The organism is Pseudonocardia kongjuensis (assembly GCF_039526905.1).
GTDB classification, from domain to species: domain Bacteria; phylum Actinomycetota; class Actinomycetes; order Mycobacteriales; family Pseudonocardiaceae; genus Pseudonocardia; species Pseudonocardia kongjuensis.
Window position 1 is genome coordinate 397,597 of record NZ_BAAAJK010000007.1, and the last position, 23,423, is coordinate 421,019.

Annotated in this window: 31 protein-coding genes, 1 tRNA gene and 1 pseudogene; 21 read left to right on the top strand and 12 right to left on the bottom strand. The window is 73.5% G+C overall.

Features of this window, described 5'->3' with window-relative positions; translation table 11 throughout:
- Positions 1–5 precede the first annotated feature (5 nt).
- A complete protein-coding gene (locus tag ABD160_RS12220) occupies positions 6–470 on the top strand; it encodes an acyl-CoA thioesterase (protein WP_425563606.1) in 465 nt (154 codons plus the stop codon).
- A 75-nt stretch (positions 471–545) separates the two neighbouring features.
- Here ABD160_RS12220 and ABD160_RS12225 read toward each other — a convergent pair whose 3' ends face one another.
- The 5 genes from ABD160_RS12225 to ABD160_RS12245 form a co-directional block, all read right to left on the bottom strand.
- Entirely contained in the window at positions 546–941 is a 396-nt protein-coding gene (locus ABD160_RS12225; protein WP_344021617.1) for a hypothetical protein, read from the bottom strand.
- A 317-nt stretch (positions 942–1,258) separates the two neighbouring features.
- Positions 1,259–1,603, bottom strand: coding sequence for a hypothetical protein (locus tag ABD160_RS12230; RefSeq protein ID WP_344021619.1), 345 nt, complete (start codon positions 1,601–1,603; stop codon positions 1,259–1,261).
- Positions 1,604–1,775: 172 nt separating this feature from the next.
- On the bottom strand, positions 1,776–2,555 hold the full coding sequence (locus tag ABD160_RS12235; RefSeq protein WP_344021621.1) for a GAF and ANTAR domain-containing protein: 780 nt from the start codon (positions 2,553–2,555) through the stop codon (positions 1,776–1,778).
- Positions 2,556–2,613: 58 nt separating this feature from the next.
- A complete protein-coding gene (locus tag ABD160_RS12240; RefSeq protein ID WP_344021623.1) occupies positions 2,614–3,450 on the bottom strand; it encodes an MBL fold metallo-hydrolase in 837 nt (278 codons plus the stop codon).
- A 66-nt stretch (positions 3,451–3,516) separates the two neighbouring features.
- Entirely contained in the window at positions 3,517–3,969 is a 453-nt protein-coding gene (locus tag ABD160_RS12245) for an Lrp/AsnC family transcriptional regulator (RefSeq protein WP_344021625.1), read from the bottom strand.
- Positions 3,970–4,075: 106 nt separating this feature from the next.
- Here ABD160_RS12245 and ABD160_RS12250 point away from each other — a divergent pair, with 106 nt between their 5' ends.
- The 3 genes from ABD160_RS12250 (at position 4,076) to ABD160_RS12260 (ending at position 6,858) form a co-directional block, all read left to right on the top strand.
- Positions 4,076–4,729 (top strand): LysE family translocator, encoded by a 654-nt coding sequence (locus ABD160_RS12250; protein WP_344021627.1) that lies wholly within the window; start codon positions 4,076–4,078, stop codon positions 4,727–4,729.
- Between the two features lie 127 nt (positions 4,730–4,856).
- Entirely contained in the window at positions 4,857–5,423 is a 567-nt protein-coding gene (locus ABD160_RS12255) for a hypothetical protein (protein ID WP_344021629.1), read from the top strand.
- Between the two features lie 94 nt (positions 5,424–5,517).
- Positions 5,518–6,858 carry a PP2C family protein-serine/threonine phosphatase gene (locus ABD160_RS12260; RefSeq protein WP_344021631.1) on the top strand — a complete coding sequence of 447 codons (1,341 nt, stop codon included), beginning with the start codon at positions 5,518–5,520 and terminating at the stop codon, positions 6,856–6,858.
- Here ABD160_RS12260 and ABD160_RS12265 read toward each other — a convergent pair.
- Both ABD160_RS12265 and ABD160_RS12270 read right to left on the bottom strand, forming a co-directional pair.
- Complete coding sequence (locus ABD160_RS12265; protein WP_344021633.1) at positions 6,798–7,358, bottom strand: DUF4232 domain-containing protein; 561 nt, start codon at positions 7,356–7,358, stop codon at positions 6,798–6,800. The genes ABD160_RS12260 and ABD160_RS12265 overlap by 61 nt on opposite strands.
- A 77-nt stretch (positions 7,359–7,435) precedes the next feature.
- A complete protein-coding gene (locus ABD160_RS12270) occupies positions 7,436–8,785 on the bottom strand; it encodes an MFS transporter (RefSeq protein WP_344021635.1) in 1,350 nt (449 codons plus the stop codon).
- 70 nt (positions 8,786–8,855) lie between these two features.
- Here ABD160_RS12270 and ABD160_RS12275 point away from each other — a divergent pair, with 70 nt between their 5' ends.
- Positions 8,856–9,503: a TetR/AcrR family transcriptional regulator gene (locus ABD160_RS12275; RefSeq protein WP_344021637.1), complete on the top strand. Its 648-nt coding sequence runs from the start codon at positions 8,856–8,858 to the stop codon at positions 9,501–9,503.
- Between the two features lie 7 nt (positions 9,504–9,510).
- On the opposite strand, the gene ABD160_RS12280 is transcribed toward ABD160_RS12275, so the two are convergent.
- A complete protein-coding gene (locus ABD160_RS12280; RefSeq protein ID WP_344021639.1) occupies positions 9,511–9,672 on the bottom strand; it encodes a DUF1059 domain-containing protein in 162 nt (53 codons plus the stop codon).
- 127 nt (positions 9,673–9,799) lie between these two features.
- Between ABD160_RS12280 and ABD160_RS12285 the strand changes: the two genes are divergently transcribed.
- Positions 9,800–10,543 (top strand): AfsR/SARP family transcriptional regulator, encoded by a 744-nt coding sequence (locus tag ABD160_RS12285; protein ID WP_344021641.1) that lies wholly within the window; start codon positions 9,800–9,802, stop codon positions 10,541–10,543.
- 15 nt (positions 10,544–10,558) lie between these two features.
- Here the strand turns inward: ABD160_RS12285 and ABD160_RS12290 are convergent, their stop codons facing one another.
- Positions 10,559–10,873, bottom strand: a complete 315-nt coding sequence (locus tag ABD160_RS12290) for a hypothetical protein (RefSeq protein WP_344021643.1) — start codon at positions 10,871–10,873, stop codon at positions 10,559–10,561.
- A 111-nt stretch (positions 10,874–10,984) separates the two neighbouring features.
- The gene (locus ABD160_RS12295; protein WP_344021645.1) at positions 10,985–11,674 is read right to left on the bottom strand and encodes a DUF1345 domain-containing protein; all 690 of its coding nucleotides are present in this window, start codon (positions 11,672–11,674) and stop codon (positions 10,985–10,987) included.
- Positions 11,675–11,902: 228 nt separating this feature from the next.
- Here ABD160_RS12295 and ABD160_RS12300 point away from each other — a divergent pair, with 228 nt between their 5' ends.
- From ABD160_RS12300 to ABD160_RS12360, 13 genes and pseudogenes are all read left to right on the top strand, one after another.
- The gene (locus tag ABD160_RS12300) at positions 11,903–12,904 is read left to right on the top strand and encodes an extracellular catalytic domain type 1 short-chain-length polyhydroxyalkanoate depolymerase (protein ID WP_344021647.1); all 1,002 of its coding nucleotides are present in this window, start codon (positions 11,903–11,905) and stop codon (positions 12,902–12,904) included.
- 155 nt (positions 12,905–13,059) lie between these two features.
- A complete protein-coding gene (locus ABD160_RS12305; RefSeq protein ID WP_344021648.1) occupies positions 13,060–13,821 on the top strand; it encodes an amino acid ABC transporter substrate-binding protein in 762 nt (253 codons plus the stop codon).
- Positions 13,822–14,490: an amino acid ABC transporter permease gene (locus ABD160_RS12310; RefSeq protein ID WP_344021650.1), complete on the top strand. Its 669-nt coding sequence runs from the start codon at positions 13,822–13,824 to the stop codon at positions 14,488–14,490.
- The gene (locus ABD160_RS12315; protein ID WP_344021652.1) at positions 14,487–15,239 is read left to right on the top strand and encodes an amino acid ABC transporter ATP-binding protein; all 753 of its coding nucleotides are present in this window, start codon (positions 14,487–14,489) and stop codon (positions 15,237–15,239) included. The genes ABD160_RS12310 and ABD160_RS12315 overlap by 4 nt, the downstream gene beginning before the upstream one ends.
- 75 nt (positions 15,240–15,314) lie before the next feature.
- Entirely contained in the window at positions 15,315–16,028 is a 714-nt protein-coding gene (locus ABD160_RS12320; RefSeq protein WP_344021654.1) for a 2OG-Fe(II) oxygenase, read from the top strand.
- 45 nt (positions 16,029–16,073) lie between these two features.
- Positions 16,074–16,697 carry an RNA polymerase sigma factor gene (locus ABD160_RS12325; RefSeq protein ID WP_344021656.1) on the top strand — a complete coding sequence of 208 codons (624 nt, stop codon included), beginning with the start codon at positions 16,074–16,076 and terminating at the stop codon, positions 16,695–16,697.
- Complete coding sequence (locus ABD160_RS12330) at positions 16,694–17,470, top strand: methylated-DNA--[protein]-cysteine S-methyltransferase (RefSeq protein WP_344021658.1); 777 nt, start codon at positions 16,694–16,696, stop codon at positions 17,468–17,470. The genes ABD160_RS12325 and ABD160_RS12330 overlap by 4 nt, the downstream gene beginning before the upstream one ends.
- Before the next feature lie 4 nt (positions 17,471–17,474).
- Entirely contained in the window at positions 17,475–17,765 is a 291-nt protein-coding gene (locus tag ABD160_RS12335; RefSeq protein ID WP_344021660.1) for an Ada metal-binding domain-containing protein, read from the top strand.
- Positions 17,766–17,865: 100 nt separating this feature from the next.
- Complete coding sequence (locus ABD160_RS12340; RefSeq protein ID WP_344021662.1) at positions 17,866–18,411, top strand: methylated-DNA--[protein]-cysteine S-methyltransferase; 546 nt, start codon at positions 17,866–17,868, stop codon at positions 18,409–18,411.
- A gap of 70 nt (positions 18,412–18,481) precedes the next feature.
- On the top strand, positions 18,482–19,090 hold the full coding sequence (locus tag ABD160_RS12345; protein ID WP_344021664.1) for a DUF3887 domain-containing protein: 609 nt from the start codon (positions 18,482–18,484) through the stop codon (positions 19,088–19,090).
- Positions 19,087–20,076, top strand: a complete 990-nt coding sequence (locus ABD160_RS12350) for a CPBP family intramembrane glutamic endopeptidase (protein WP_344021666.1) — start codon at positions 19,087–19,089, stop codon at positions 20,074–20,076. Before ABD160_RS12345 ends, ABD160_RS12350 begins: the two co-directional genes overlap by 4 nt.
- Before the next feature lie 126 nt (positions 20,077–20,202).
- Entirely contained in the window at positions 20,203–20,859 is a 657-nt protein-coding gene (locus ABD160_RS12355; protein ID WP_344021668.1) for a class I SAM-dependent methyltransferase, read from the top strand.
- Positions 20,860–20,893: 34 nt separating this feature from the next.
- Positions 20,894–21,043 (top strand): annotated as a pseudogene (locus ABD160_RS12360) (IS481 family transposase); the annotation flags it as partial.
- A gap of 5 nt (positions 21,044–21,048) precedes the next feature.
- On the opposite strand, the gene ABD160_RS12365 reads toward ABD160_RS12360, so the two are convergent.
- The gene (locus tag ABD160_RS12365) at positions 21,049–21,660 is read right to left on the bottom strand and encodes a DUF732 domain-containing protein (RefSeq protein WP_344021670.1); all 612 of its coding nucleotides are present in this window, start codon (positions 21,658–21,660) and stop codon (positions 21,049–21,051) included.
- Between the two features lie 575 nt (positions 21,661–22,235).
- Between ABD160_RS12365 and ABD160_RS12370 the strand changes: the two genes are divergently transcribed.
- Together ABD160_RS12370 and ABD160_RS12375 are read left to right on the top strand one after the other, a co-directional pair.
- On the top strand, positions 22,236–22,865 hold the full coding sequence (locus tag ABD160_RS12370; RefSeq protein WP_344021672.1) for a winged helix-turn-helix domain-containing protein: 630 nt from the start codon (positions 22,236–22,238) through the stop codon (positions 22,863–22,865).
- A complete protein-coding gene (locus ABD160_RS12375; protein WP_344021674.1) occupies positions 22,862–23,059 on the top strand; it encodes a hypothetical protein in 198 nt (65 codons plus the stop codon). The genes ABD160_RS12370 and ABD160_RS12375 overlap by 4 nt, the downstream gene beginning before the upstream one ends.
- Positions 23,060–23,314: 255 nt before the next feature.
- Here the strand turns inward: ABD160_RS12375 and ABD160_RS12380 are convergent.
- A tRNA-Thr gene (locus ABD160_RS12380) sits at positions 23,315–23,388 on the bottom strand.
- Between the last annotated feature and the right edge of the window lie 35 nt (positions 23,389–23,423).

The following is a 23,423-nucleotide window of genomic DNA, read 5'->3' on the forward strand; positions in this document are numbered from 1 at the left end:
GACGGGTGACCGCTCCCGGGGGGCTGCCCCGCCACCAGCTCGCGATGACCGTCCTGATGACCCCGGACATGGCCAACTTCTCCGGCAACGTCCACGGTGGATCCATCCTCAAGCTGCTCGACCAGGTCGCCTTCAGCTGTGCCAGCCGCTGGGCACAGACCTACGTCGTGACGCTGTCGGTGGACCGGGTGCGCTTCCGCGAGCCGATCTACATCGGGGAGCTGGTGACGTTCCAGGCGTCGGTCAACCACACCGGCCGCAGCTCGATGGAGGTCGGGATCCGGGTGACCACCGAGAACATCACCGAGCACACCCAGCGGCACGCGAACAGCTGCTACTTCACGATGGTCGCGATGGACGAGCACCGCCGCCCGGTGCCGGTGCCGGAGCTGGTGCCCACCACCGACGAGGAGCGGCGGCGCTGGAGCGACGCCCGGGCCCGGCGCGACCAGCGCCGGGCGGCGGGCTGAGGCCGCCCGGTCCCGGACGTGCGCGTGCCCCCGCCGACCGGGACGGTCGGCGGGGGCACGGGGAAGAGCGGTGGATCAGCCGATCGCGTCGCCCGAGCCGGACTCCTGCGCGCAGGCGTCGGACTGGTCGGTGACCGAGTCGCCGGACTTGGTCTTCGCGTCGCCGCCGAGGCCCAGGGCGCCGGTCAGGCCGTTGAGCAGCGCGCCGCTCTCGACCGGGACCTGCCCGCCGAGCACGTTCACCGGGATGTTGTTGTTGCAGACCTGGATCGGCACGTTCACGTTGTTGCCGTTCAGGGCGCCGACCAGGCCGCCGTCGGCGCTCTTGTCGATCGCGCCGCCGTCGTGCGAGCCGTGGTGCTTCGCGTCCTTCGAGCTCTCGGCGGCGTAGTCGCCGGCGAACGCCAGCGGGCTGACCGCGAGCAGGGTGGCGGCGGACGCCGCGACGATGATTCCGGCCTTCTTCAGCACAGTTCTTCTCCTGATGAGTCTCGAGCCCGTGCGACGACGGCCCCGGATACCTGCCGGCACGCTGACAAAATGGGGGAGCCCGTGCCTGCTGCGCTGCAATCTATCCACCGGTCGCCCCGGAAACAATTTCGGTGACCCCATCGGGTGGCGAAATCACTTTCCGTTCGGATACTCCCTCGATCCGGTTCTCCGGTGAACCGGACGAAGTGGCACCGACCACTCACGACGGCCACCCAGCGTGTTCGCGAGGGGTCCGCCGGACACGAAAGTGCCCCGGGACCGAAGCGGTCCCGGGGCACCCCGGTGATCCGGGTCGATCAGTTGATCGAGTCCCCGGCACCGGCCTCCTGCGCGCAGGCGTCCGACTGGTCGGTGGCGGAGTCGCCGGAGAGCGCAGCGCCCTCGCCCGCGATGCCGGCCGCGCCGGTCAGGCCGTTGGCCGCAGCCGCGTCCTCGACCGGAACCTGGACGCCCAGGACGTTGACCGGGACGTTGTTGTTGCACGCCTGGACCGGAACCTGGGCGTTGTTGCCGTTCAGGCCCGCGACGACGCCCTTGGCGTCCTTGTCGATCACGTTGCCGTCGGCGAACGCGAGCGGGGACAGCGCGAGCAGGCCCGCGGCGGACGCGGCGACGACGAGGCCGGCCTTCTTCTTCAGCACAGTTCTTCTCCTGATGAGTTACGGGACGCGGATCCGCGTTCCCGGCACCTGCCGGCACGCTGACAAAAAAAGGGGGGAGCCCGTGCCGGCTGGAGACAACGTAACGGCCGGAATCGTCGTCATCAAACCCGGCCACACCATCGTGCCCGCATATTACTTTCCGTGTGGTTATTCACCTTTTCGGTGCGGATCGCCGGGCACCGGTTCCGGCACGCCGGGCGGGCACCGGATCGGCGGCCGTCCGGCCCGCGGCGGTCCCGGCCTCGGTGGTGAGCCAGCGTGCGACGTCGACGAGCTTGCGGTTCGAGTCCTGCGACAGGCTGACCAGCAGATCGAACGCGGCCCGGTCGTCGATGGTGAACCGCTCCATCAGGATCCCCTTGGCCTGGCCGATCACGTCGCGCGTCTCGACGGCGTCGGTCAGGCCCTCGATCCGGCGGGCCCCGTAGAGGGCGATCGCCGCCTGGGTGGCGAACGCCCCCGCCATCAGCCGGGCCGGTTCGCCGAACGCCCGGGGTGTGCGGGCGTAGAGGTTCAGCGCGCCGGGCGACTCCTCCACCGGTGCCATCGCGAAGGACAGCAGCCCGCGCACGCCGCGGTCGCGGGCCGCCGCGGAGAACCGCGGCCAGCGGGTCTCGCCGACGAAGTCCTCGACGTGCACGGTCGTCGTCGTCCCGGGCAGCGCCGCGTCGACGCAGGGGCCTTCGGCCAGCTCGGCCTGCAGCGCGTCCAGCTCGGCCACGAGCGGATCGGCGGAGCCGTACGAGAACAGGTTGCCGTCCCGGTCGCGCATGGTCAGCCCGGCGTGGTCGACGCCGGGCACGTTGACCACGGCGGCCGAGCACAGCCGGGTCAGCACCGCCTCCGGCGCGTCGTCCGCCACCCGTTCGACGAGTGCGGCCGCGCTGCGCGACAGCACCTGGTGCAGTTCCTCCGGATCGAGGTCGTTCATGCCGGCGGCTCCTCCGGAAGTCGGGGTCGGGCGGGGGCGAACCCCCGACCGTAACCGCTCAGCCGCCCTCGGTGTCCGGTTCGAGGCCCAGGTGCCGCAGGTAGCGGGCGGCCGACCGGACCACGGCGGCGTGCGCGTCCCCCTGGACGACGTGCCCCCACCAGGCGCCGTGGAGCGCGCGGTAGCGGTACCCGGACAGCGTCCGGACGGCGTGCCGCACCACGTCCGGATGGGCCGGGATCAGGTTCGGGTAGCTGTACATGAAGCCCACCCAGCGCCGGTCCGGGACGACGGTGACGATGTCGCCGGCGCAGATCGCGCCGTGCCCGTCGGTGCCGTCGGCCCAGTGCAGCACCGCGCCGCCGGCGAAGTGCACCCCGAGATGGACGAGGGTGCGGCCGGGCAGGATCTCGCGCTCGGTCCCGCTCCACGGCTCGACCTCGGCGCCGCGCGGCACCCAGTCCAGGTCGGCGGCGTGCACGTGGATCGGCACGTCGCCGAACTCGCGGCTCCACGCCGACATCGTCGAGTAGTAGTGCGGGTGCGAGATCGCGATCGCCGCGATGCCGCCGAGCTCGTGCACCCGGGCCACCGTGTCGTCGTCGAGCAGTGCCGTGCAGTCCCACAGCACGTTCCCGCCGTCGCCGGGCACCAGCAGCGCCCGCTGCCCGATCCCGAGGTCCGGCGTCGTCCCGACGCCCCACAGGCCGGGGACCTCCTCGCGGACCTCGCCGCGGAACCCGTCGGCGCGCAGCCGGGCCGGGGTGGTCCAGCGCTGGCCGTCCCAGTCGACGTACTCGCGCTCGTCGGTGCAGATCGGGCACGGTCCGGTGCCGTCGCCGAGCGGGAACTGCACGCCGCAGCGCGGGCAGAGCGGGCGGTCGGCCAGGTACACGGGTCACCTCCGGTCGGGGACGGTGCGCACCGGGTTCCCGTGCCGGACGGTCGTGAACCCCGCGGCTCACACCGGCAGCGGCCGGTCCTCGACGATGCTCTTCATCACCAGGGTCGAGCTGAGCCGCTGCACGCCGGGCAGCGCGGCGAGCCGGTCGTCGTAGAGCTGCTGGAACGCCGACAGGTCCCGGGTGATCACCCGGAGCAGGTAGTCGGGATCGCCGAACAGCCGCTGCGCCTGCACGACGTTGTCGATGCCCGCGACCGCCCCCTCGAACGCGGTGACGGTGACCCGGTCGGCGTCGCGCATGGTGACGAAGACCAGCGAGTCGAAGCCCAGGCCGAGCACGCCGGGATCGAGATGCGCCCGGTAGCCGGCGATCGCGCCGGACTCCTCCAGCGCGCGCAGCCGCCGGTGGCACGGCGACACGCTGAGCCGGACCCGCTCCGCCAGTTCGGTGATGGTGATCCGGCCGTCCCGCTGCACCTCGGCAAGAATCTTCCGGTCGATCGCGTCCACAGCCCGAATCTTCCCTCATACAGGGCCGATCCGCGCAAGCTTGGAAACACCTTCCGGCGGTTCCGCCATAGCGTTTCCCGGGTCGGAACGAGCGGGGGAGACGGACATGGCGGTGGACGCGGTCGTCGCGTTCTGGGGGTTGTCGCTGCTGCTGGTGCTCACCCCCGGGGCGGACTGGGCGTACGTGATCGGCGCCGGGCTGGGGCAGCGGACCATCCTGCCGGCGGTCGCCGGGCTGCTCACCGGGCACCTGGCACTGACCGGGGCGGTCGCCGCCGGGATCGCCGCGCTGGTCGCGGGCTCCCCGGCCACGCTGACCGTGCTCACCGGGATCGGCGCCGGCTACCTGATCTGGCTCGGCGCGACCGGCCTGGCCCGTCCGGCCGGCACCGGCACCGGCCTCGGCCTCGGCACCGGCACCGGCTCCGGGACCGGGACCGGCTCCGGGAGCGGCGGCCGGTTGCGGGCGGCCGCGAAGGGTGCCGGGACCAGCGGGCTGAACCCGAAGGCACTGCTGCTGTTCCTGACCCTGATGCCCCGGTTCACCGATCCGGCCGGCGACTGGCCGGTCGCCGGGCAGATCCTGGTGCTCGGAGCGGTGCACGTGGCCTGCTGCGGCGTCGTGTACCTGGCGGTCGGGATCGGCGCCCGCCGGGTGCTCGCGGCCCGGCCGTCCTGGACGCGGACGGTGTCCCGGGTGTCCGGTGGGGCGATGGTCGCGATGGGGGCGGGGTTGCTCGTGGGGCAGCTCGCCCTGTGAGCGGCGGACCGCGCCGTCATCAGATCCGATGAGCGTCCGATCGGACGCCTAACGCTGCTCCGGTCGCCGCGATGTACGCCGCAGGTGGGTCGTGTCGGGCGGCCCGGACCGAGCGGGGACCGCAGCGATGAACGCACACCGTCGGCACGAGCCCTCCGAGCAGCGCGCCGTCCTCGTCGGCGTCCTGGCTGCGCTGCTCATCGCCGCGACCGTCGTCGCCGGGTCGCTGTCGCTCGCCACGGCGGCACCGCGGGTGCAGGCGGCCGGGGCGCCCGTGGTCGTGCCCGGGGCGACGGTCGCCGAGCTCGTCCCGGCACCGCCCGTCCCGGCACGCGTCGTCCCCGAGTTCCCGCTGCGGGCCGACGAACCGGAGCCGGTGGACGTTGCTCCGGCCGACCGGTGCGACGACCCGGCCTGGTGGAACGCGCGCGGTGCGGGTGACCCCAGCGACTACGTCGCCGCCTGCGGGACCTGGCCGTACTGGGTCGACCGTGGTGCGACCGCCTGCATGCCCGGCGAGCTGGACTGCCCGGTGGCGTCCGCCGGACCGGGGGCACCGACCTACACCGGTCCGACCGAGGGGCGCCCGTGGTCACCGGAGTACGGCTACTTCGAAGGACGCACCGACGGTCCGCGGAACAGCGACGGCGAGCCGTGCATGCAGGGCAGGGACAATCACGACCCGAACTGCTGATCCGGCCGGGCGGCGTGTCGCCCCGGCGGGTCTGGTGGTCGGGGCGCGCGGCTCTGTAGCCTGCGGCGCCCGCACGAGACGATCAGGGACACAGGTGCAACGGTTCGGGATCGACACACAGAGCCGGCTCGACGCGGTGCGGACCGCCGGATTGCTGGAGTCCGGGCCGGAGGAGGCGTTCAACCGGATCACCCGGCTGGCCGCCCAGCTCCTCGGCACCCCGATGGTCGCGCTGACCGTCGCCGACGACGTCCGCACGGTGCTGAAGGGCACCCCCGCCCCGGACGCGGTCTGCGATCCCGACGGCACCTACGTCCGGCCGCTCGACGAGGCCGCCTGCCACCTGATCATCGACACCGGCGCCGAGGTCAGCGCCGCCGACGTCCGGCTCGACCCGCGCCTGCGCGACCTGCCGCAGATGATCGCGTTCGGCGCGCGGGCCTGGCTCGGCACGCCCGTGCGCGGGCCGTCCGGCCAGGTCGTCGGGAACCTCTGCGCGATGGACCCGGACGTGCGGGAGTGGACCGACGCCGACCGCGAGTCGCTGCGCACCCTGGCGCTGGCCGCCGACAGCGAGATCGCCCTGCGCACCGCGCTGCACACCAGCGAGACGCTCGCCGCCGAGTCCGCGGCCCTCGCCGCCGTCCTGGAGGAGAGCCTCATCCCGGCCCGCACCCCGCGGGTGCCCGGGCTCGACATCGGGGTGGCGTTCCGCGCGGCCGGCACCGGGACCGAGGTGCTCGGCGACTTCTACGACGTCGTGCGGCGCGGCGGGATCACCGGCCTGCTGATCGGCGACGTGTCCGGGCACGGTGCCACCGCCGCCCGGGCCACCGCGATGGCCCGGTCCGCGATCCGGACCGCGGCGCACCTGCTAGACCGGCCCGACGACGTCCTGCGTGCGGTCGGCACGGTCCTGCGGGACTGGTTCCGCGACGGCCCCACCGGTTTCGTCACCGCCGTCTACGCCGAGCTGCACCCCGAGGGCACCGGCGGGACGGCGACCGGCCGCCGGGTGGTCCTCGCCGGGGCGGGCCATCCGCACGGCTACGTCCTGCGCCGGGACGGCACGGTCGAGGACCTCGAGGGCGGCGGCACCGTGCTCGGCCTGCTGACCGACACGCCGGTCTCCCGCCAGGAGTTCACCCTGGACCGGGGGGACGCGCTGGTCCTGCACACCGACGGCGTCACCGAGGCCCGGGAGCACCGCAGCCCGGTGCAGTTCGACGAGCACGGCGTCCGGGCCGCCCTCACCGCGGCGCCCCCGGACGCCGGCGCCGACCGGATCGCGCGGCACGTCGTGGCCGCGGCGCTGGAGCACTCCCGGGGCCGGATGGACGACGACGCGGGCGTGGTCGTCGTCCGGCCCGGAGCTCAGACCGAGCCCTGCTCCACCGGTCCGATGAAGGAGCCCGGCCGGGTCGCCCCGTCCTGACGCTGCACCGGCCCGCCGCGCCACGGCACCGTCTGCGACGTCGTCTCGTCCGGCGCGGTGACCACGACCTCGGTGGGCGTCCAGTCCCCGCCGGACAGCGTGGTGATCGTGGTGATCCCGGTGCCGCCGGGCTGCAGCGTGATCGCGGACGGCTCCTCCGCCGAGCGCGGCAGCGAGTACGACGGCCCGAACGTCGGGTCGTCCGGTCCGCGCAGGTCGACGCCGCCGAAGCCGGTCATCGTGCACGGCTGGTCGGAGGTGTTCCGCCAGGACAGGATCGTCCGCTGCTGCCCCTCACCGGTGGGCTCGTTGACGGTGGCGGTGAGGATCGCATCGGTGCAGGGGGCCGCCGCAGTGGCCTGGTCCGCCGATCCGGCCGCCTGCTCGGGCGGCGCGGCCATCTCCCCGGTCGCCGACGGCGCCGGGTCCCCGCCACAGCCGGCGAGCAGCAGACCGGCGGCGAGCAGACCGGCCACGAACGGTGCGCGTGTGGTTCGCATGTGGACACCCTGTCGCCCGGAACGGGGAACCCGCGCGGCGGAGCGGCGACGAGCACCCGTCCGTGGTCGTGCTCGTATCACGGCACGGCGACCGGCCGCCCCGGCAGCAGCCGCGCCGCCCCGGCCACCAGCAGCGCCGCGACGGCCACCACCCCGTAGGCGGTGCCGACCGGATCGGCCGAGGCCGCGGTCAGGAACCCGACCAGCGTCACCCCGGCCGAGGCGAACAGCTGGACGACGATGAACAGCGCCGCGGTGCCCTGCGCGATCGACTCCCGGGGGAGCACCCGGTACAGCCCGGCGAAGGTCGGTGCGGCGACCGCGCCGAAGCCCAGCCCGAGCAGGAACACCACGCCGAGCACCGCGCCGGCCGGCCAGCGGCCGTGCCCGGCCAGGACGAGGACCGCGGTGGCCGCGGTGACCAGCGCCCCGCCGCGGACCAGGATCCGCGGCCCGGTGCGGTCGCTGACCCGCCCGGACAGCGTCATCGAGATCATCAGGCCCAGCCCGAGCACGGCCACCGGGAACGCCCGGCCAGCCGGATCGAGCGCCGGGAGCACGGTGAGCTGGGTGTACATCACCAGGCCGACCGCGCTCATCACGCCGAGCGCCGCCGCGAACGACGGGATCCGCAGCAGCCGCACGTCCAGCAGCGGGGCGGGCGCGCGCAGCGCGTGCCGGACGTAGCCGGCCAGCAGCGCGAGCCCGAGCACGACGCAGACGCCGACGGTCACCGCGCCGCTGCCCGCACCGGCCCGGTTCAGCCCGAGCAGCAGCAGCACGAACCCCGGTGGCAGCAGGAGCAGCCCGCGGACGTCGACGGCGGCCCGCTCGCCGGTCGAGCGCGTGCCCGGCACCAGCCGCCAGGCCCCGAGCGCCACCAGCCCGGCGAGCGGGACGTTCAGCCAGAAGATCCACGGCCACGCGCCCGCCCCGACCAGCGCGCCACCGATCAGCGGGCCGGCCACCGGGCCGACGTTGATCACCAGCGAGACCAGCCCCATCACCCGGCCGAGGCCGGCGGCGGGTGCCACCATGCCGACCACCGCGATCGCGGCCGGCTCCAGCAACCCGCCGGACAGGCCCTGCACCGCCCGGAACACGACCAGGCTCTGCAGGTCCCAGGCGAACCCGCACAGCAGCGAGCTCAGCGCGAAGCCGACCAGCGCGGCCTGCAGCAGCCGGGCCGGGCCCCAGCGCGCGGACAGCCAGCCGACCAGCGGGACCGAGGCGGACGCGGCCACCAGGTAGACGACGGTGACCCAGACGATGCCGGAGATCGGCGCACCCAGCTCGGCGCCGAGCGCTCCCAGCGTGGAGGTGACGGTGGTCCCGGTGAGCACGGCCATGAACGCGGCGAGCGCCATCGAGGCGAGGACCCGGCGCGTCCCCGGTGCACCGGCGACCCGCGCCGACTCGGTTGTCATGCACGTGAAGCTACTAAACGGTGTAGTAAAGTTCAACGCCGTTCAGGTAGTGCGTTGCTAGGCTCGGGTCGTGGGCACGACGACGGACATCGGGGACGCGCCGACGGCGCGCAAGCGCGACAAGCGGCGCGCCATCCTCGACGCCGCCGCACCCGTGTTCGGCGAGGCGGGCTACGAGCGGGCGAGCGTGGACGCGATCGCCGGGGCCGCCGGTGTCTCGAAGCCGACCGTCTACTCCTACTTCGGCGGCAAGGAGCAGCTGTTCCGGGAGACCATGGCCGACGTCGCCCGGCAGGTGAACGAGGTCTCCTACCGGCACGTCATCGCGCTCGACCTGCATCCCGACCGGTTCCGGGCCGGACTGCACGAGCTCGGCGTCGCACTCACCCGCTGCCAGCGCGACGGGTGCGCCGCGTCGCTGTCCCGGCTGGTCCTCGCCGAGAGCCGGCGCGATCCGGCCGTGTTCGAGGAGGTCCGCCGGGCCGGGTTCGGGCCGATCCGGGAGGCGCTCGCCGGGCGGCTCGCCCGGCTCGGCAACGCCGGGCTGCTCGACATCGACGACGCCGACGTCGCCGCCCAGCACTTCATCGCGCTCACCCAGTCCCAGCTCCCCGAGCTGACGGCGGGCGGATCCGCCGAGGCCGACGAGGACCTCGTCGCCTCGGCGGTGGCGCTCGGCGTGGACGCGTTCCTCCGCGCCTACGCGCCCGGCCGCTGAGCCGCCGCTACGGGACCAGCTCGACCCAGCCCCGGATCACCTCCGGCGTCACCTGGTCGGCGAGCTCGGGATGGTTCTCCCGGACGTGCTGCTGGACCCGGCGGACCAGCACCTGCTCGTCGCCGTCGCGGACCTCGTAGCCGCACTCGCAGCTGACCTGATGGAGCATGGCGGACTCCCCTGCGGGCAGGGACGGGATCGCGTCCCGTCCGTCGAACTGTGGATATCCGAAGGGTCCCGGAGGTCGTTGCGGCGACGTTGTCGCGACGTGGCAGCGACCTTGTCACCATGACACGGTGCGGATCCAGCTGCATGGGGCCTTCGTCGTCGAGCACGACGGCCGTCCGGTCGACGCGCGGCTGCCCGGACGGCGGGGCCGCCTGCTGGTGGCCTACCTGGCTGCCCACCGGTCGGCGGCGGTCGACCGGTCCGCGCTGATCGAGGTGCTGTGGCGGCCCGGCGTCCCGGACCCCGGCGCGCCACGGGTGTTCGACTCGGTGCTGTCGAAGACCCGCGGCGCGCTCGCCCCCGCCGAGATCCGCGGCCGGTCCGGGCTGCGGCTGGTGCTGCCGTCCGGCGCGTCCGTCGACTCCGACCGGGCGGCGGCCGCCCTGCACGACGCCGAGTCCGCGGCGGGCCGCGGCGACTGGCGGCGGGCGTGGGCGCAGGCGCTGAGCGCCGTGTTCGTCACCCAGCGCGAGTTCCTGCCCGGGTTCGACGACGAGTGGGTCCAGCAGCGGCGGGCCGAGCTCCGGCCGGCCCACGACCGGGCCATGACCTGCTACGCCGAGGCGTGCCTGCGGCTGGGCGGCGCCGAGCTGACCGGTGCCGAGCGCTGCGCGCGCCGGCTGGTCGCGGCCGATCCGCTGGCCGAGCGCGGTCACCTGCTGCTGATGCGGGCGCTCGACGCCCAGGGCGACCGGGCCGCCGCGCTGGCCGTCTTCGCGCGGCTGCAGCGGACCCTGCGCGACGAGCTCGGCATCTCGCCCGGCCCGGAGGCCGCCGCGCTGCACCGCGCGCTGCTGCGCGACACCGGGTAGCGGGGCGGCCCGCCGTCACCCCGGGCCGTGGCGGACCTCGGCGGTGTCCCACGGCCGGGCGCCGAACTCCGCGGACGCCGGCCGGATGCCGTCGCCGCCGGCGATCGTGTCGTCCACCGCCGACAGGGCGAGGGTGGCGAGCACGGCGGCGAGCACCAGCCCGGTGACGACGAGGGCCCGCCGGCAGTTCGACGTGCCGGGTACCTCGGGCGGCGTCTGGGCCGCGGCGACGGCGTGCCGGTCGCTGTGGCGGTGCCGCTGCCACGCCTGGAACCGGAGCCACTCCTCGTGCTGCAGCCGGTCCATCGGCTCCCCGGCCGACCTGTCCACTCCCCGACCTCCACCGTCCGGACGAACCCGTATGAGCTGTTCAGACGTCCTGTCGAGTACGGCGTCCGGCGTGTTTCCCCAGCTCATCAACTCTGATGACGAGCCGGGCGGTCAGCCGGAGGCCAGCGCGGAGACGGTCGCGGCGATCGTCACCGTGTTGAAGACGAACGCGATCACCGCGTTCGCCGTGACGGTCCGGCGCATCTCGCGGGAGAGCACGGTGACGTCGGTGGTGCCGAACGTCGTCATCACCGACACCGCGAAGTACACGTAGTCCGCCCACTGGGGCACGCCGCCGCCGGGGAACCGCAGGGCGGCCCGGTCCTCGACGAGGTCGTCCGCGTGGAACGCGACCGCGAACGAGACGAGCACGCACACCCACCCGACCACGATGAGGGCGACCGCCACCGCGATCCGGGCCCCGTCGGGCAGGCTGCCGCCGCCGTGGCCGGGCAGCCACAGCACCGCCACGGCCAGCGCGGTCGCCACGATGAAGATCGAGACACCCGGGCCGGGGGCGGTGCCCAGCACGTAGCGCTCCAGGACGGTCCCGCGGCTCTCCCGGCGCGCCCAGCCGTGGATCTGGGCCGGCGTCGCCGACACGAAGGCGGTGATCGTCAGCACCAGGTAGGCGCTCAGGTAGATGAGCAGGACCACCACCCAACCGTCGACGACGGCGAGGGTCGTGTCCTGCGTCCGGAGGATCACGACGGTCGCGATCCCGCCGAGCACGGCGAGGGCCGAGCTCGCACCGGAGCGGCGCCACTCGGGCAACCAGAACCGGGCCGATCCCTCCCGCATCGCGCAGCCCTCCTCCGGTCGGCCCGGGTGCCCGCTGCGGCCGGGGCGCGTCCGGAGGGAACGCTAGCCCCTGTGTCGCGGATCTCCGCACCGGACGGGTCGTCCGGCCCGTCCGGCATTGACCGTGCCGCTGCGGCACGGCCTCTACTGGGACCGACGACGGAGAGGGGCGAGCACGGTGTGTGCAGCGATCACAGTGGACCGGGACCCGACGGAACGGACGCGGCCGTGAGCGGGCGCCGGACCGGGCGCCGGCTGGTGGCGGCGCTCGCCGCGGCGCTGGTGCTGGCCGGGCTCGTCACGGCCGGATCCGCCGCGGCCCGGGACCGGGGCGCGGGGACCGACCGCATCGGCAGCTACTCCTCGTCCGAGGGGCACCTGGCGTACCAGGTGCACGTCCCGCCGTCCTGGCGCCCGGACCGGCCGATGCCGGTGATGGTGGCGGTCCACGGCTGCGGCATGACCGGCTACGGGCTGAACTCGATGAAGTCGATGACCCGGTTCGACGAGCTCGCCGACCGGGAGGGCTTCCTCGTCGTCTACCCGACCCAGTCGTTGCTGCGCAACGGGTTCCTCTGCTGGAACTCGCTGTCCCCCGAGCACCAGGACCGGGACCGCGGCGAGCCGGAGCTGCTCGCCGGCGCCGTCCGCCAGGTGATCGAGGAGTACGGCGCGGATCCCGCCCGGGTGCACGTGTCCGGCGCGTCGTCCGGTGCCGGGACCGCGGTGATCCTCGGCGCCACCTACCCCGACCTGTTCGCGACCGTCACCTCGGTGGCGGGCGGCGAGTACCGCTTCCACCGGGCCGAGCACGACCTGGACGGCGTCTCGCCGGTCGACACCGCGCAGCTCGCGCTGGCGGCGATGGGGCCGCGGGCCCGCCAGGTCCCGCTGATCGTCGTGCAGGGCGACCAGGACGACGTCGTGCGACCGTTCATGGCCGAACGCCTGGTGCACCAGTGGCTGGTGCTCGGGGCGCTCGTCGCGACCGGCCGGCCGGACGTCGACACCACGCCGCACGCCGTCGAACGCGTCGAACCGCCCGGTGCGCACCCCTACACCCGCACCACCCACCGGGTCCCCGGCCAGGCGACGATCGACTCCTACCTGGTCGAGGGCATGGGGCACACCTGGTCCGGGCCGCGGGCGTCCGGGACGTTCACCGACCGGGCCGGGCCCGACCTGTCGACGATCGTCTGGGAGTTCGCGTCGGAGCGGCCGCTGCGGTGATGCGGCGGGCTGTCCGCACACCATCGGCCTCCGTCCCCGTGGATGAACGGCTCGGCTCCGCACGTTGAACCGGCTGGACCGTCCGGCCTAGTGTTCCCTCGATCTTGCGGGGGTGTCGCAGACCGTCCTCCCGTCACCCGGAGAAGGAGACCCCCGTGCGCCGCACGTTCCTGTCCATCGCAGCCGCCCTACTGGCGTTCACCGTTCTCGCCGGCTGCAGCAGCGGTGGCTCCGGCAGCTCGGACACGCTGCGGATCGGCACCGAGGGCACCTACAGCCCGTTCAGCTTCCAGGGCCCGGACGGCGAGCTCACCGGCTACGACGTCGAGGTCGCCCGCGCCGTCGGCGCCAAGCTCGGCCGCGAGGTCGAGTTCGTCCAGACCCCGTGGGACTCGATCTTCGCCGCGCTGGAGTCCCAGCGCATCGACCTGGTCGCCAACCAGGTCACGATCAACGAGGAGCGGCAGGCCCGCTACGACCTGTCCACCCCGTACACCGTGTCCGAGGGCGTGATCGTCACCCGCGCCGACGACACCACCATCAGCACCCTCGCCGACCTGCAGGGACGCACCACCGCGCAGTCCGCGACCAGCAACTGGGCCGACGTCGCCCGCGAGGCCGGCGCGAACGTCGAGGCCGTCGAGGGCTTCGTGCAGGCCGTGCAGCTGCTCAAGGACGGCCGGGTCGACGCCACCGTCAACGACACCCTCGCCGTCGGCGAGTACGAGCAGACCACCGGCGACACCGGAGTGAAGGTCGCCGGCACCACCGGCGACACCAGCGAGCAGGCGTTCGCCGCCCGCAAGGACAGCGGGCTGATCGCCGACGTCGACCGCGCACTGGCCGAGCTGCGGGCCGACGGCACGCTGGCCCAGCTGTCCGAGAAGTACTTCGGCGCCGACGTCAGCGGCCGGTAGGTGGATCCCGCCACCTGGGAGCTGATCGGCCGCAACCTGTGGCCGATGCTGCGGGCGACGGTCACCATGACCATCCCGCTCACCGCGATCAGCTTCGTCATCGGTCTCGTACTGGCACTGCTGCTGGCGCTGGCCCGGATCTCGTCGATCGCGCCGCTGTCCTGGCTCGCCCGGGTCTACATCTCGATCATCCGCGGCACGCCGCTGCTGGTGCAGCTGTTCATCGTCTTCTACGCGCTGCCGCAGCTCGGGCTGGTGATCGACCCGTTCCCGTCGGCGATCATCGCGTTCAGCCTGAACGTCGGCGGCTACGCGGCCGAGGTGATCCGGGCGGCGATCCTCAGCATCCCGAAGGGGCAGTGGGAGGCCGCGCAGACCATCGGCATGGGGTACCCCACCACGCTGCGCCGGGTGATCCTCCCGCAGGCCGCGCGGACCGCCGTCCCCCCGCTGTCGAACACGCTGATCTCGCTGGTCAAGGACACCTCGCTGGCCTCGACCATCCTGGTCACCGAGCTGCTGCGGGTGGCGCAGCTGGCGGCGGCGCCGACGTTCGACTTCTTCGCCCTCTACGGCGTCGCCGCGGTGTACTACTGGGTGCTCTGCCTGCTGCTGTCCTCGGTGCAGGTACGGGTGGAGACACGGCTGGAGAGGTACGTGGCGCGATGAGCGACCTGCTGACCGTGCGGGGCCTGCGGAAGTCCTTCGGGACGCTGGAGGTGCTGCGCGACATCTCGTTCGACGTGCCGGCCGGGTCCGTCACCGCGGTGATCGGGCCGTCCGGGTCGGGCAAGACGACGGTGCTGCGCTCGCTGAACGCGCTCGACCGGCCGGACGCCGGGGTGATCGGCATCGGCGACGTCACCGTCGACTTCGGCGGCCCGGTGGACCGGGCGACACTGGCCCGCTTCCGCGCCCAGAGCGCGATGGTCTTCCAGGCGCACAACCTGTTCCCGCACCGCACGGTGCTGCAGAACGTCGTCGAGGGCCCGATCGTCGTCCAGAAGCGCCCGCGCGAGCAGGCGGTCGCCGACGCCCGGCGGCTGCTCGACCAGGTGGGCCTGGCCGAGAAGGCCGACCAGTACCCGTACCAGCTCTCCGGCGGCCAGCAGCAGCGCGTCGGGATCGCCCGGGCGCTCGCCCTGGAACCGCAGCTGATGCTGTTCGACGAGCCCACCTCGGCACTGGATCCCGAGCTCGTCGGGGACGTCCTGCGGGTGATCAAGGACCTGGCCGCCGGCGGCTGGACGATGGTGATCGTGACCCACGAGATCCGGTTCGCCCAGCAGGTCGCCGACCAGGTGCTGTTCGTCGACGGCGGGGTGGTCGCCGAGTCCGGGCCGCCGGCGCAGGTGCTGGTGGAGCCCGGGCAGGCCCGCACCCGGCAGTTCCTCGCCCGCATCCTGGACCCGATCTAGCGGCCGCCCGCAACCGGACCGGCGGCGGCGGTGTTCGGACCACCGGACACCCGTCACCGACCCGGAGGCAGCGACATGACCACCATCCCGGCGGACCCGCACCTGGACGCGCTCGACTGGCCCCGGCTGGCCGAGCAGCTGGACACCGACGGGGTGGCCGTGACCCCGCCGCTGCTGGACCCGGCGCGGTGCGACGAGATCACCGCGATGTTCGACGAGCACGACCGGTTCCGCTCCACCGTCCGGATGGCCCGCCACGCGTTCGGCGAGGGCAGCTACCGGTACTTCACCGAGCCGCTGCCGGAGCTGGTGCAGACGCTGCGCACCGAGCTGTACCCGCCGCTGGCGCGGATCGCGAACGGCTGGGCGCGCCGGCTCGGTGAGGACGGCTTCCCGGAGACCCTGGACGGCCTGCTGGACGCCTGTGCCGCGCAGGGGCAGACGAAGCCGACGCCGCTGGTGCTGCGCTACGGCGAGTCCGGCTACAACTGCCTGCACCAGGACGTCTACGGCGACCTGACCTTCCCGCTGCAGTTCCTGGTCATGCTGTCCCGCCCGGACGTCGACTTCACCGGCGGCGAGAGCGTGTTCGTCGAGCAGCGGCCCCGGCAGCAGTCCCGCCCGATCGTGCTGCGGCCGGGGCAGGGCCAGGCCGTGATCTTCCCGGTGCGCACCCGGCCGCGCCGCGGCACGCGGGGTGACCACCGGGTCCAGATGCGGCACGAGGTCAGCGCCGTGCACAGCGGGAACCGGCACGTGCTCGGCATCATCTTCCACAACGCGCGCTGAGCCGGTGGGTGCAACCGGGCCGCCGGCGGTGGTGTTCTGCACGACATGACCGACGACCCCGGCGCGGGCGCCGACGGCCGTGCCGACGCGCTCGCCGACGCGCTCGCCGCCGATCTCGATGCCGGGTTCGTCGGGCTCGTCGACACCCACCGGGACCTGCTGTTCTCGGTGGCCCGCAGCATCGTGCACACCCCGGCCGACGCCGAGGACCTCGCCGCCGACGCCCTGCTGCGCGCCTACCGGGCGCTCTGCGGGTACCCGGCGGAGCGGATCCGGGCGCTGCGGGTGCGCCCGTGGCTGCTCACGATCCTGCGCAACACCGCACGCAACCGGGCCCGGGACGCCGGCCGCCGCCCGGCGCCCCCGCCGCGCCACGACCCGTCCGACGCGACGGTGCCCGAGAGCCCGAGCACCGAGCCGGGCCCGGCCGAGCTGGCCGAGCGCGGCGAGCTGCAACGCGCGCTCGGCATCGCACTCGGTGCGCTGCCGGAGGTGCAGCGGACCGCGGTCGTGCTCCGGCACGTCCAGGGACTGCCGACCGCCGAGATCGCCCAGGTGATCGGCTGCGCGGAGGGCACCGCGAAGTCGCACGTGTCCCGCGGGCTCACCGGCCTGCGCGCCGTCCTGGCCGCACGCCCCCGTCCCCTCGAAGGGAGACCCCACCCATGACCCCGCCGACCCCGGCCACCCCGCCCACCGACCCGCTGCTCGCCGCACTCACCGGGCTCGGTGCGACCGCCCCGGCCGGCTTCGACGACCTGGTGTTCACCCAGTGGACGAACGCCCCCAGCCGGCTCGGCGACGTCCGGGTCGCGTTCGCCGCCGACGGCGCGCAGTTCGTGCGCCCGGTCGCCGGCACCGACGACGCCACGTTCGCCGCCGAGTACCGCAGCCGGTTCGCCCGGCCGCTGCGCCCGGCCCGGCGGCTGCCCGCGGGGATCGGCCCGGCGCTGCGCGGCGCCGCCGGCGCGCGCCCCGAGCTGGACCTGGCCGCCGGGAGCCCGTTCGAGCGGGCCGTGCTCGCCGCGACCCGGCGGATCCCGGCCGGGCAGGTCCGCCCGTACTCCTGGGTCGCCCGGGAGGCCGGGCATCCCGGGGCGGTCCGCGCGGCCGGCACCGTGCTGGCCCGCAACCCGCTGCCGCTGCTCGTGCCCTGCCACCGGGTCGTCCGCGCCGACGGCGCGCTCGGCGGCTACATGTTCGGCCCGGACCGCAAGGCGGAGCTGCTCACCGCCGAGGGCGCCGATCTCACCGAGCTGGCGTCGCTGACCCGGGCGGGTGTGCACTTCCTGGCCAGCGACACCACCGGGATCGTCTGCTTCCCGACCTGCCGCGACGCCCGCCGGATCACCCCGGCGCACCGGCACGGCTTCCGCACCCTCGACGACGCCCGCCGGGCCGGCTACCGGCCGTGCCGCACCTGCCGGCCGGCCGCCGCCTGACGACGTGACAGCCGAGCAGCCCGCCGCGCGCCGGTGGACCCTGCTCGACGCCGACGGCCGCCCGTACCCCGCTCCGGGGCCCGGCACCCTGGGCGGGCACCGGCGGCAGCGGATCTACGGGCGCCTGGACTGCCCGTCCGCGAACCGGGCCATCGCCCGCGGCCACTACCTGCGGCACCGGGTCTTCTTCGCCGACGAGGCCACCGCGGTCGCCGCCGGGTACCGCCCGTGCGCGGTGTGCCTCCCGGACCGCTTCGCCGCCTGGAAGCAGCGGTGCGGACCGGAGGGCACCTGACCCGGCCGCGTTCCCCGGTGCAACCGACGACGCCGTCCGGGGTTCTGCACCGTGACAACCGCACAGCCGCACAGCCGCACAGCCGCAGGAGCACCTCGTCATGTCGATCCCGGCCACCGCCACCCGCCGCACCGTCGTCCGCGACACCAGCCTGGGGCCGATCACCCTCTCCGCCTCCCCGCAGGGCCTGACCCGCCTGCGCCTGGGCCGCCCCGCCACGGCCGCGCACGATCAGCGGCCCGGGCCCGGCAGCGCCGAGCACGCGCTGCTGGAGCAGGCCGTCGCCGAGCTCGGCGAGTACCTGACCGGTCTCCGCAGCACGTTCGAGGTGCCGGTCGACCTGTCCGGCGTCGAGCCGGAGCACCGCCGGGTGCTCGACGAGCTGTGCGCGACCGGCTACGGGCGCACCCGCAGCTACGGGGAGCTCGCCCGCGCCGCGGGCCTGACCGAGGACGGCCCGCGCCGGGCCGGGGCGGCCTGCGCGCGCAATCCGGTCCTGATCGTCGTCCCGTGCCACCGGATCGTGTCGGCCACCGGGGCGCTCACCGGCTACGCCGGCGGCCTGCCCGCCAAGAGGGCGCTGCTCGCCCTGGAGCGCGGCCAGTTCCCGCTCGACGCCGGCGACCTCAGCGGGAGCCCCCGGTAACGCACGTCCGGTTGCCCGATCGCGGACGCGCCGTGTGACAGATTGACGATGTCAATGTAGCGTTTACATCGTGAAGGAGAACCTGACAGAAGCCGTCCGGGCCCTGCGCGGCCGGGCCGACGCACTCCTCGCCGCCCGCGTGCTCACCGCCGACGAGGACTGGGCGGGCGCCGTCGAGCGGGCGCTGGCCGTCCGGTCCGCCGCCGACGACGTGGTGCGTGCCGTCGTGCACGAGGCGCGACGGGCCGGCGCGACCTGGCAGGTCATCGGCGACGCACTCGGCGTGAGCCGGCAGGCCGCCTTCCAGCGCTACGGGAAACCGATCGACCCCAGAACCGGAGAACCCATGAACACCACCCCCCTCGCCGGCGCCACCGATCTCGCCACCACGACGGTCGAGGACCTGGCCGCCGGCCGCTGGTCGCGCGTCACCGCGCAGTTCGACCCGACCATGCGCGAGGGCCTGTCGGAGGACGCGCTCGCCGCCGCCTGGGCACAGATCATCGGCCTGTCCGGGGCCTTCGAGACGCACGGCGAGCCGGAGGTCTCGCGGGCCGGCGACCTGACCGTCACCGACACCCGGCTCACGATGGAGGCCGGCGACTACACCGCCCGCATCAGCTACCGCGACGACCGCACCATCGCGGGCCTCTACATCCTCCCCGCGGACGCGTCGTGACCACGACGTCCGCCGGCGGCGCGAACCCGGCCACGGCCCCGTCCGCGACCGGGGCCGCCGGCCGCGCGGCCGGCATCGACCTGCGGTCGATCCTCGTGTTCCTCGTCGTGGCGTTCGGGCTCGCCTGGCTCGTCACGCTCCCGCTCTGGCTCGGCGACGGGCTCGCCGAGCCCTCGTTCACACTCGTGGCCGCGGTCATGATGACGACCCCGGCGATCGCCGCCCTCGTAGTCGTGTTCCTCGTGGAACGGCCGGCGCACCGGTGGCGGGCCCTCGGGCTGTGGCCGCTGCGACCGTTCGGGAGGTTGTTCGGCTACATCGCGGCGGGCATCGCGGTGGCCATGGCGCTCGTCCTCGTCGCGCTCCCGGTCGGGGCGCTGCTCGGGGTGTACCCGGCCGACTTCACCGGCTTCTCCGCCTTCCGGGAGACCCTGGCGGCCCAGGTCGGCCCGGACCTGGTGCCCGGGTCGGTCGGCGTCATCGTCGCCACCCAGCTCGCCATGGTGCCGGTCGCCGCCGTCCTCGGCGTCCTCCCGGCGCTGGGCGAGGAGATCGGATGGCGGGGATGGCTGCTGCCGAAGCTGATGCCGCTCGGCGCCGTCCCGGCGATCCTGGTCTCCGGCGTCGTCTGGGGCACCTGGCACGCCCCGGTCCTGCTGCTCGGCTACAACTACCCGGACGCTCCGGGCTGGCTGGGCGTGCTCTCGATGGTCGGGATGTGCACCGTGGTGGGTGCGGTCTTCGGCTGGCTGCGGCTGCGGTCCGGATCGGTGTGGCCCGCGGCGCTGGCGCACTCCGCGTTCAACGCGACGGCCGGGTCGTTCCTGCTGTTCGCGATGGCCGGGGTGCCCGTGGACACCACGCAGGCGACCGTCCTCGGCTGGAGCGGGTGGATCGTCCCGCTGGTCGTGGTCGTCCTGCTCGTCGCCACCGGGCGGTTCGCGCCGGTGACGGAGCGGTCCGAGGACCGAGCGCTGTCGAGCTGATCCGGCGGTCGGCACCGCACGATCCCGGACCCGCCGGTAACCGCCGTCGATCATCACGCGAGCCGTGCGCACGCTCGTGGGCCGGCCGGCGCGGAAGTGTCGGTGCCCGTGCCTATCGTCCGCCACATGGGCGAGCCGGAGGCATTCGATCGGACACGTCGGGACTACGACGCCGTCGCCGAGATCTACGACGAGATGGTGCGGAGGGGCGACCTCGTCACCGATGCCTTCTGCACAGCGATGGTCGACACCTTCGCTCGTCTCGTCCGCACGGGCGGGTCGGAGAACGACGTGCTCGATGCCGGTTGTGGACCCGGCCAGTGGACCGACCACCTGGATCGGGCCGGCGTCCGGGCCCACGGGATCGATCTGTCGCCGGCCATGATCACGATCGCCCGTCGGCGTCGCCCCGACCTGCGCTTCGAGGTCCGCTCCATGCTCGAGCTGGACGCACCGGACCAGTCGATCGCCGGCATCCTGGCCGGCTTCTCGCTGATCCACACGCCGCCGGACCTCCTGCCCCGGATCCTGGCCGAGTTCGGCCGAGCGATCGAGCCGGGCGGGCCGCTCCTCGTCGGCGTGCAGGTCACCGACACCACGGGCGCCGACGGCTGGATCCCGTACGACCACAAGGCTTCGCCCGCCTACCTGTGGAACATGGACGTGCTCAGCGATCTGGTGCGCGTCCGTGGCTTCCGCGAGCTCGGGCGCATGCGCATCGCTCCGCCCGCCCCGGGCAAGCCCCCGGCCGGCTACCTGTTGATGCGCCAGGAAGCTCGCTAGTCCTCGGCTGGTCCGACTGATCGTGCGGCTGCACTGGTGCATCGGCTGTGCCCGGTCCAGATCGCCGGGCTGCTCGGGATCCCGGCCGCGACCGTGCATGCGGTCCTGGTGCGTTGCCGGATGAACCGGCTCTCCCGGATCGACCGGGTCACCGGCGAGCAGCTGCGCCGCTACGAGCACGTCCAACAGCTAGTCCTGCTTGGTCCAGGTGCAGCCACCGTTGAACTTGATGAACTCGCCGGCCTTGACCGTCACCGAGGTCGGGCCGTCGCTGAGGTCGTTGGCGATGATCGACGACGAGTCGCCGGTGTCGTCACTGAGCCGCGCCTGGTAACAGCTGCGTGCACCGGGCTCGGGTCCGGTGGTCTTGTAGCGGCCCTCCTCGACGTCCACTCCGACCTCGTAAGTGCCATCCGATGCCGATGTCGCCGGGCCGCTCGTCCCGGAGGTGGAGGTGTCGCCGGCGTTGACCGGGGCCGCCGAGGAGACGAGCGGGAACTCGTACTGCGGGCACAGGTTGCGGTGCGCGGCGTCGATCATGACTGCGGCGACCTCGGGACCGAACTTCGTGGTGCCGAACTCGGCGACGAAGTCCTCCCGGCTGTAGGCCTGGAAAGCCATCACGTCGCATGCTCCCCAGCCCAGGTCGATCATGGATTGTTCGCTGATCGTGCTCGTCAGGCCGGGGGTGTCGAGCACGTCCGCGACGAACGCCTCCTCCGCAGTAGGTGTGCTCGCAGTAGGACTCGTAGATGCAGCAGAGTTCGCCGTGTCGGCGGAACGGTCGGTGGCCAGTGCCACGGACACTCCGGCGACCAGCGCGACTGCTCCTACCAGGATTGCCCAGGGCCAACGTCGACGCCGACCGGCGGGCTGCTGCGTCTGGTTTGCCCTTGTCCCTGCCCGCTGCAGTGGGATCTCGCTCGGGGTCGCGGCCCGGTGGCGGGGCGGCTGCCATTGCTGATACCGAATCCACGCATCGTGCTGCTGCTCTGGTGTCATCGACTCCCAGGTCTGCTTGTCCATCGTCCCCGACCTCCACTGCACGGACGAACCCTGATTGGTCCGTTCGGCGGTCGTTTCGAGGACGATCTCCGGAACGTTTCCGCAGTTCATCAACTCCGATGAGCTGCTCCCCCGGTCAGCGGGGGAGAACACGATTCCTCGACCCTGTCGCCGGACCTCGAATGTCATGGCCCGGATCCATGTCGCCGGCGGCGGCGGTGGGCCGTGCGAGGACGGTGACGTGGACGCCAAGGACCGTCGTCGGTCCGACCCGGGGGTGTCTCCTGTCGAACATCGCCTCGGCCCGCGATCCAGTGCGGCGAATCAAGACCCCTTGCTCAACATCTCTTAATCAATATATCTTGATTTGCATGCCGCGAGAGCCGTACACGTTGACCGATCCCGCCCGGCTGCGTGCCCTCTCGCATCCCTTGCGGGTGGAGCTACTGGAGGTGATCGGGTTGGAGCGGTCGGCGACCGCCACCCGCTGTGCAGAGCTCACCGGGCAGAGTGTGGCCAGTTGCGCGTACCACCTGGGGATCCTCGCGAAGTACGGGTTCGTCGAACCGGCCGATGGCGGACGCGGGCGGGAGAAGCCGTGGCAGCTGGTGACGTACGGACAGACCTGGGGCATCGAGGACGACATGGAGCCGGAGACGGCCATGGCCTCCGAAACCTTGTCCGAGATCTACATCGACCGTGCGGCGGAGAAGATGAAGCGCTGGCACCGGCGGTCGAGCCAGGAGGCCGCCCCGTGGCGGCACGCGGCCGGCTTCTGGGCCGGAACCACCTGGCTCACGGCCGAGGAGATGGCCGACCTCACCGAGCAGTTCGGCACACTCCTCCGCCGATACGAGGAGCGGGTGCACGACCCCGGAACCCGACCGGCAGGCGCACGCCCGGCAGAGGTCTTCCTCAGCACCTGGCTGCCGCACCCTCCGGACTACTCGGCACCCGGGCAGGCAACCACCACCGAGGACGCACACGAGGACTCGTCGTGAACGAGCACGTGTGGATCGAGCTCTCACGCATGCGGATGCGGGATCTTCGAACGGACGCCGCGGACGAGCGGATGGCCCGACGCATCCGTCGCAGCCGGCGAATGACCCATGTGGTGCGTCGCGGGTATGCCCGCGCCTGGTGGGCGCTGCGTCCCCGCGCCGCGGCATGGACGCCCGGCCTCTTCGAGTCGTGAGCCTCAGCGCTGGGTCAAGTCCGCTGTCCTGCGCAACCGACCGGGGATCACCGGCCCGGTCGCGGCGTTCCACCCGTCCCGCCCAGCCCTTCGGCGCTGGTCCTCGATCTCAGAGCGGTCGGCGGAGCCTCATGGCGGCCGCGGCACGACGGCCGCACCGATACGGCACGCGCGTCGTCGTCGCGTTGTCACACTGCCGGCTTCGCCCGGGGTATGAAAGATCCCCCGGTAGTCGAGCTACCAGGGGATTCTCGGAGCCGCCTGCGGGAATCGAACCCGCGACCTACGCATTACGAGTGCGTTGCTCTGGCCGTCTGAGCTAAGGCGGCGTGCTGCGGGTCAAGTGTAGCGACCGCCCACGAGC